This window comes from Actinocrinis sp. (assembly GCF_035650855.1).
Taxonomy (GTDB): domain Bacteria; phylum Actinomycetota; class Actinomycetes; order Streptomycetales; family Catenulisporaceae; genus Actinocrinis.
The window spans coordinates 74,956-82,224 of the sequence record NZ_DASRGV010000061.1 but is presented as its reverse complement, the minus strand read 5'-3'; the positions used below and the strand labels follow the sequence as shown (position 1 = coordinate 82,224).

Sequence of the window (7,269 nt, the reverse complement as noted above, 5' to 3'; positions counted from 1 at the left end):
ACCTCGCCGTCGCGGATCAGGGTCACCATGCTCGCGACCCGGTCGCCGACGTATCCCTCGGCTAGGGCGTGTTTTGGAACTAGCGCCGGTTAAGGCCGCGGTGTCTGGCGCGTGCGATCGCAAGGCGGAGGGTCGTCCTCGTACCGGGCGTACGTGGACGATCCGACAACGCAGCGAGCGTGCGTGGCAGGCGCCGCGGCCCAGGCGAGACTTTCCAAACAGGCCCTAAGCGCGACAGACCCGCCGAGGGCTTCACGAATCCGTGCGACCACGGGCGGAAGCCCTCGGCGGGTCGTCGCCGCGCACAAGCGCCGGTGGATACAGTCAGACCCGACCGAAGCGCCCGCGAGCGGGCCCGATCACGGAAGGCTGTCGCATGCCCGCGCAGCAGCGAAGCCGGGCCGGGACCGAGCGCCTGCGGGCGCTGCCGGTACTCGACCGCCGCGCCCTCAACCGCGCCACGCTCCACCGGCAGGGGCTGCTTGAGCGCTGGCGGATTCCGGCCGCCGAGGCGGTGCACCGGCTGTTCGGGTTGCAGTCCCAACTGCCTGATCCGCCGTACTTCTCGCTGTGGACGCGCGTGGACGGCTTCACCCAGCCCGATCTGACCCGCCTGATCGAAGACAGGACGGTCGTACGCTCCGGCCTGATGCGCGCGACGCTGCACGTCGTCACCGCGGCGGACTTCCTGTGGCTGCGGCCGCTCCTGCAGCCGGTACGCGAGCGCGCGCAGCGGACGTACTACGGCAGGCAATTGGCCGGAGTCGACCTCGAGGAGCTCAAGCGAGTCGGCCGCGAACTGTTGGACGAGCGGCCGTTGAACAACCTCGAGCTGCGCGAGGCGCTCGGCGCGCGGTGGCCCGGCCACGACCGGACGGCGCTGATGCACACGGTCCGCTACCTGCTCCCGCTGGTGCACGTGCCGCCCGCGGGCATCTGGGGATCACACGGCTCCGTGCCGTGCACGACGGACGTCGCATGGCTCGGGCGCCCGATCTGCACGGACGCGAGGCCCGAGGAGATGGTGCTTCGCTACCTGGCGGCCTACGGTCCGGCGACCGTCAAGGACGTGCAAGCCTGGTCGGGGCTCACGAGACTCGCCGAGGTCGTCGAGCGGCTGCGGCCCCGGTTGCGCACGTTCGCCGATGAGCACGGTAGGGAGCTGTTCGACTTGCCGGACGCGCCGCTGCCGGATCCGGACACGCCCGCCGCGGTGCGGTTCCTTCCCGAGTTCGACAACCTGCTGATGGCGCACGCCGACCGGACGAGGGTCATCAGCGATGAGCATCGGGAGATCACGCATACGAAGAACGGGCTGGTGGCCCCGACGATCCTGGTCGACGGCGCGGTGCGGGGCCAGTGGCGGATCGAGCGCGGGCAAGGGAGCGCCGCGTTGGTCATCCAGCCGTTCGCGCCGATCACGCCGGCCGAGCGGCAGGAGCTGGAGGAGGAGGGGCTTCGGCTGCTCGCCTTCGCGGCAGGCGGCCGCGCCCACACGGTGACCTTCAAATGAGCACGGCCGCCGACACCGTGCCGCGATAGGCGGCCGCATCGAACCCTCTGTTCCGTGTTCTGAAGCAGCGCCAGGCCAAGCTCGCGCGGCCCGGCGCCCGCGCACTCTCGCATCGGGTCGCGAACACCTATCCTGGGCAACGTGTCCATGTCCACACGTTCCGAGGCCCCTCCCGCCGACTTGCCGACCTCGCCCCTGCTCGAGCGGGTACGGCGAGGACTGATCGGTGACGATGAGGTGCTCGACGGCCCCTACGGGCCGTGCCGCGCCGTGTACGCCGACTACACCGCCTCGGGACGTGCGCTCGACTTCATCGAGGACTTCATCCGCGGCCAGGTGCTGCCCCGCTACGCCAACACGCACACCGAGAGCTCAAGCACCGGCCGGGCCACCACGCGGCTGCGGGAGGACGCCCGGCGGATCATCCGGGACGCGGTCGGCGGCACCGAAGACGATCTGGTGATCTTCACCGGATCCGGGGCGACGGCCGCGATCAACAAGCTCGTCGCGATCCTCGAGTTGCGCGGGCGCGAACCGCGCCTGGCCGAGCAGGACACCCCCGTGGTGTTCGTGGGACCGTTCGAGCACCACTCCAACGAACTTCCCTGGCGCGAGTCGATCGCTGACGTCGTGGTCGTGCCCGAGGACCGCGACGGACACATCGACCAGCGGTACCTGGCCGAGCAGTTGCGCAAGTACGCGGACCGCCCGCTGCTTATCGGCAGCTTCTCCGCCGCGTCCAATGTGACCGGACTGCTTTCCGACACCGACGCGATCGCCGCCCTGCTGCACTCGCACGGCGCGTTGTCGTTTTGGGACTACGCGGCGGCCGGGCCCTACGTGCCGATCCGGATGCGGGAGAGCGCTCCGGGGCGCGGCGACCACAAGGACGCCGTCTTCCTGTCCCCGCACAAGTTCCCGGGCGGGCCGCAGACGCCCGGCGTGCTCGTCGTACGCCGCGATCTCGTGCGCAACCGGGTTCCGACAGCCCCGGGCGGCGGCACGGTCTTGTTCGTCGACCCGTTCGGGCACCGCTACCTCGATGATCCGGTCGCGCGGGAGGAGGGCGGCACTCCCGCGATCGTCGAGTCGATCCGCGCCGGGCTCGTCTTCGCGCTCAAGCAGGCGGTCGGCACCGATCTGATCCGGGCGCGCGAAGAGCGGCTGTGGCGCCACGCCCTGGAGCGCTGGTCCGCGAATCCGGCCGTCGACATCCTCGGCAACCGGGACGCGCGGCGGCTCTCGATCGTCTCCTTCCGGATTCACGCGCCGGAGCCGGGGCTGTTCCTGCACCACAACTTCGTCGTCGCGGTGCTCAGCGACCTGTTCGGCATCCAAGCCCGCGGCGGCTGTTCCTGCGCCGGTCCGTATGGGCACCGTCTGCTCGCCATCGACGCCGAGCATTCCCGCGCCTTCGAGCACGAGATCGGACTCGGCTGCGAGGGCATCAAACCCGGCTGGGTCCGGGTCAACTTCAACTACTTCATCAGCGATTGCGTGCGCGACTACCTGGTCGACGCCGTCGACCTGCTGGCGACGCACGGTCACCGGTTGCTTCCCCACTACGCGTTCGACGCGGCCACCGGCCTGTGGCGGCACCGCGGCGAGGTCGGCGAGCCGCCGGTGCGCCTCACGGACGTCCGGTTCGAGGGTGGAGAAGCAGGCATCGAGTATCCGCACCGGCGTACGACCGCGGGTGAGGAAGTGCTCGGGCCGCAGCTGGAGCGGGCGCGCGCGATCCTCGGCGCACTGCCGGACCTGGCGGATCAAGGGCCGACGGGATTGCCGGAGCGAGTCGAGGCGTTGCGGTGGTTTCCGCTGCCGGCCGAGTGTCTCGCGCCGGACGTCTGAGAAGGGCCGGGCACGACGCGGGTCAGTGCGGGTGCGCGGCGAGCGGGCTGTTGTAGAGGTCGTAGCTGCGCTCGCCGGTGAAGCGGGCCATCACCTCGTCGAGCAGGCGCTGTGAAGTGGCCACGGGCAGCTTCGCGGCGGGCAGGCCCAGGCGCCCGCCGATGCGGACGAGCGCGCACAGCAGCCATGCCGGGTCCGCGAGGAACGGATCGTCGCCGAGCTGCGCGCGCCAGACGCCTAGGCACGCGGCGGCGGCGCACAGCAGGGCGTAGCGATCGGCCAGCGCGTAGCTGAACGGCGTGGAGAGCGTGTTGTGGCCCCTGCCGGCGAGCGCCGCGCATGCCTTGCGCAGATCGGCGAGCTCCTTGGCGAAGTGGCCGCCCACCTCGCGCAGCGCCGCGCGTTCCGCCTCGTCCGCGCCGTCCGCGTCGTCGAGCAGTCCCTGGATGCCGAGCAGAGACGCGGCAAGCGGATCGGCCTCACCGAGAACCTCCAGCCGGTCGAGTTCGAGCGGCGGGAGGCAGTCGCTCGCCCGGAACAGGGTCTCCGGGGGCTGGGTGGCCGTCGCCGGGTCGGCGCGGGCGAACAGCGGCAGTTGCGGGATGATCGTGGCTTGGCGGGCCGCGCTTCCCGCGTGACCGAGGCCCATCACCGGCAAGTCGCGCAGCTGCTTCTGGAACATCCCGTACGGGCCGAAGCGGTGGTACTGGGCATCGCCGAGGATGACGGTCAAATCGTCGCAGCTCTCGGTCAGGACCTTGGGCACCAGGTACGCCGCGGCGGCGGCGCCGGCGGACATCCGGTCCGGCAGCAGGTGCGCGGCGCGGGAAGCGACGAGGGTGACGCAGTCGCTGAGCAGCAGGTCCAGGAACGCCCCTACGACGACCGTACGGGCGTGCGGAGTGCGCAGCGGTACTCCGCCGCGCTGGTTGTCTACGGCGTAGCGTACGGCGGTGCGCAGGGCCGAGTCACCGCACGCGATGAGAGTGGCCGGCACCAATCCGCGTATGAGCAACGAGGAGCGCAGCGAGAGTTCCAGCGCGCCGTTGGCCTCGCCGACCACGCAGTCAGCCGGTGCCGGACAGTCGATCATCTCCAGACCGCCGAAGTGGCAGCCGCGCATTCCGACGGTCGGGTACCTGGGCAGGTCCTCGACGCATTCGGCGGGCAACTGCTCGCGGTCGAGCAACAGCAGGCTGTGGCTGCGCGCCGTGGGGCGGTCGTCGACGCGCGCGAAGATGACCAGGCCGCGCGCTCTGTCGGCGTTGGCGACGACTGTCTTGACTCCGTTGAGGCGGAATCCCCCGGACGCCGGCCGGGCCGCGATCTCGTCGCGCACGAAGTCGTTGGCGTGCGGCTCGCCGCGGCGCGCGACGGCGACCCGGCCGCCGGACAGCAGCAGGCCCGCGACCCAGCGCTGCTGCCGCTCGGTGCCGGCGAACCAGACCGGCGCCGCCGCGATGAAACTGGCCAGCCCGTAGCCGAAGCCGAGCGAGGGATCGCGGCGGAACACCGGTCGCAGGATCCTGCCGAGCGTGTCCAGCCGGTCGAGCCTCCCGCCGAGCCACGCGGGCACGAACTCGGCGCCCATGCCGAAATCGTCGAGCAGCGCCTCGCCCTCCCCCAGCACCTCCCAGTGGTCGTCCGCGGCGAGCACCGCCTGCTGCCCGAGCGGATTGGCAGGGTCGGCCATCACGCCGAAGCGGCGCTCCAGTTCGTCCGCGCGCACTCGCGCCCCCGGCGGCGTCGCGGCCGGGACAGCTGGGGCAGTACCCTGATTCACTTGTGGCTCCTCATGTCATGTGCCGTGGTGCGGTGGGGCGTACGCGGTGGGCGCGCGGCCGACGAGCGCATTCGCACGGACTGTCCCAATTCGCGTTGGAGGGTGGCTGGAGGACGGGTGAAAGGCGGAACGGGCCGGGGTGCCCGCGGCGCGGCGGCCGGCTCGCGGCTCAAGGGATCCTCGGCCGCGCGACGAGCCCGCCGCACGACCGTGGAGGCATCCGAGGAAGGACGGTCCCGATGTCCGAAACCCTTGTCCGCGCCCCGCTGGTCCTCGACGACGCCGCCGCGGACCTGCTCTTCCGCGACGCGCGCACGCCGAACAACTTCAGCTCGGAGCCGGTGTCCGACAAGCAGCTGCGGGCGATCTACGAGCTGATCAAGTGGGCCCCCACGGCGTTCAACGCCCAGCCGCTGCGGGTGGTCCTGGTGCGCTCCGCGGCGGCGAAGGACCGCCTGCTGCGGCATCTTTTCGGCAGCAACGCCGAAAAGGCCCGCTCGGCCCCGCTGGTGGCGATCCTGGCCGCCGACCTGCGCTTCGACCAGGAGCTTCCACGCGTCTTCCCGCATTTCCCGCAGGCGAAGGACGTGCACTTCAGCGACCCGGCGACGCGCGAGGAGGCCGCGCTGTCCTACGCGCAGCTGCAGGTCGGCTATTTCATCCTGGGCGTGCGTGCCGCCGGCCTCGCCGCCGGTCCGATGATCGGCTACAACGCGAGCGGCATCGATCTGGAGTTCTTCCCCGACGGGGAACACAAGGTGCTGACGGTCGTCAACATCGGCAAGCCCGGCGACGACCCGTGGTTCCAGCGGCTGCCCAGGCTGGAGTACGAAGAGGTGTTCAGCGAGGTGTGAGCGCGCTCCGCACCCGAGCCCGCGTCCCGCCGCGCGAGTGCGTCGTAGACATCTGGCGACGAAGTCCGGGAGCTCTTCGGCGGTCTTCTGCCGCACGAGCGGCCTCAGTCGTCGCTCCGCGTCCGTCGGGCAGGGTGCCCCGCCCGACGGACGCGGCCTGTCGGCGAGACGCTTCGGACAGGACGAAGCCCGGCGGTCCGGACGAGCGCAGTGCTCGCACCGGACCGCCGGGCTTCGCGCTTCACCGCGATTCGACGGCTTTGTTCGCGCTCACGCGGGCGGCGCCTCCACGTGCTCTTTGGCGTGGCGCAGTGTGGTGAGGCTGTTGGTGCCCAACGCGTGCCGCACCTTCTGCCTGGCCTCCTCCATGCTCGCCTCCTGGCCCAGCGCCTCGCGCACGCCCGCCGGGTTGAGCGTGACGGTGTGCCAGGACCTGGCCTCGACCAGGCCGTCCGCAGCCGCGCGGAACTCCCACCGGCCGGTGTGAGCGCTCATCACCGGCGGGACCTGCAGCTGCTTGTAGAGGATCTCGCCGCGGTCCGCGAAGCACAGCCGGACCGACTCGGTGGTGTGGATCGAGCCGTCCGGGCTGCGGGTGTCCATGACCATCCGCTGCACGCCCGGCACCCGCTCGGTCAGGTCGAGCCGGCTGACGTGCGGCAGCCGCCGCGGCCACAGGTCGGCCCGGTTGATGAACTCGAAGATCTCGGACACCGGGCCCCTGATGGACACCCCGTCGCTGAAGGTGAAGCGCAGCCGGTCCGGTCCGTCCTGCTGCTCGGCCGCGGTCTTGAGCGCGGCCAGCTCGGCGTTGCTGTTGCGGTCGACCGCCTGCTGGATGAACGCGACCGCGTCCGGGTCGTCCGCGATCGCCTCGAACTCGTGGGTCAGCGTCACCGAGCAGCGCTCGCCGTTTCCGAGCGGCTCGATGATCCACTTTCCGCCCATCGAGGCGACCGGCGGGCTGGAGACCACCTGCTGGAAGGAGATGGTGCCGGCGGCGCGGTCCAGGGTGCGGCGGGAGGTCCAGTCGCGCACCTCGCCGTTGGCCATCGCCCAGATCCGCAGCAGCTGCTCGCCCGCCTCGTCGCGCAACAGGTCGACGTGCACGGTGGGGCCGAAGACCTGCGGCCAGCCCGCGACGTCCGCGACCAGCCCGAAAACGGTTTCCGCCGCGGCCTCGACGGTGATGTCGTGCTTGGTGTTGTGGGTCGCCACTGTGGTTCTCTTTTCGTTCGCTGCGACCGCCGGCCCGGGCTCCGCGCCGG

The 7,269-nt window shown here is 71.2% G+C and carries 5 protein-coding genes; 3 read left to right on the top strand and 2 right to left on the bottom strand.

Going from position 1 to position 7,269, the window contains the following annotated elements; translation table 11 throughout:
- The first annotated feature begins 376 nt into the window (after positions 1-376).
- Both VFB40_RS05265 and VFB40_RS05260 read left to right on the top strand, forming a co-directional pair.
- A complete protein-coding gene (locus VFB40_RS05265; protein WP_324848144.1) occupies positions 377-1,513 on the top strand; it encodes a winged helix DNA-binding domain-containing protein in 1,137 nt (378 codons plus the stop codon).
- A gap of 147 nt (positions 1,514-1,660) precedes the next feature.
- Positions 1,661-3,364: an aminotransferase class V-fold PLP-dependent enzyme gene (locus VFB40_RS05260; protein WP_324848145.1), complete on the top strand. Its 1,704-nt coding sequence runs from the start codon at positions 1,661-1,663 to the stop codon at positions 3,362-3,364.
- 22 nt (positions 3,365-3,386) lie between these two features.
- Here the strand turns inward: VFB40_RS05260 and VFB40_RS05255 are convergent, their stop codons facing one another.
- Positions 3,387-5,147, bottom strand: coding sequence for an acyl-CoA dehydrogenase family protein (locus VFB40_RS05255; protein WP_324848143.1), 1,761 nt, complete (start codon positions 5,145-5,147; stop codon positions 3,387-3,389).
- Positions 5,148-5,386: 239 nt separating this feature from the next.
- Between VFB40_RS05255 and VFB40_RS05250 the strand changes: the two genes are divergently transcribed.
- Positions 5,387-6,001 (top strand): malonic semialdehyde reductase, encoded by a 615-nt coding sequence (locus tag VFB40_RS05250; protein ID WP_324848142.1) that lies wholly within the window; start codon positions 5,387-5,389, stop codon positions 5,999-6,001.
- A 270-nt stretch (positions 6,002-6,271) separates the two neighbouring features.
- Here the strand turns inward: VFB40_RS05250 and VFB40_RS05245 are convergent, their stop codons facing one another.
- Positions 6,272-7,219, bottom strand: a complete 948-nt coding sequence (locus tag VFB40_RS05245) for an aromatase/cyclase (protein ID WP_324848141.1) — start codon at positions 7,217-7,219, stop codon at positions 6,272-6,274.
- Between the last annotated feature and the right edge of the window lie 50 nt (positions 7,220-7,269).

What these genes read in the sequence shown, in the direction of transcription:
- VFB40_RS05265 (WP_324848144.1), top strand. Translation starts at nt 377, where the DNA reads ATGCCCGCGCAGCAGCGAAGCCGGGCCGGGACCGAGCGCCTGCGGGCG.
- VFB40_RS05260 (WP_324848145.1), top strand. Translation starts at nt 1,661, where the DNA reads ATGTCCACACGTTCCGAGGCCCCTCCCGCCGACTTGCCGACCTCGCCC.
- VFB40_RS05250 (WP_324848142.1), top strand. Translation starts at nt 5,387, where the DNA reads ATGTCCGAAACCCTTGTCCGCGCCCCGCTGGTCCTCGACGACGCCGCC.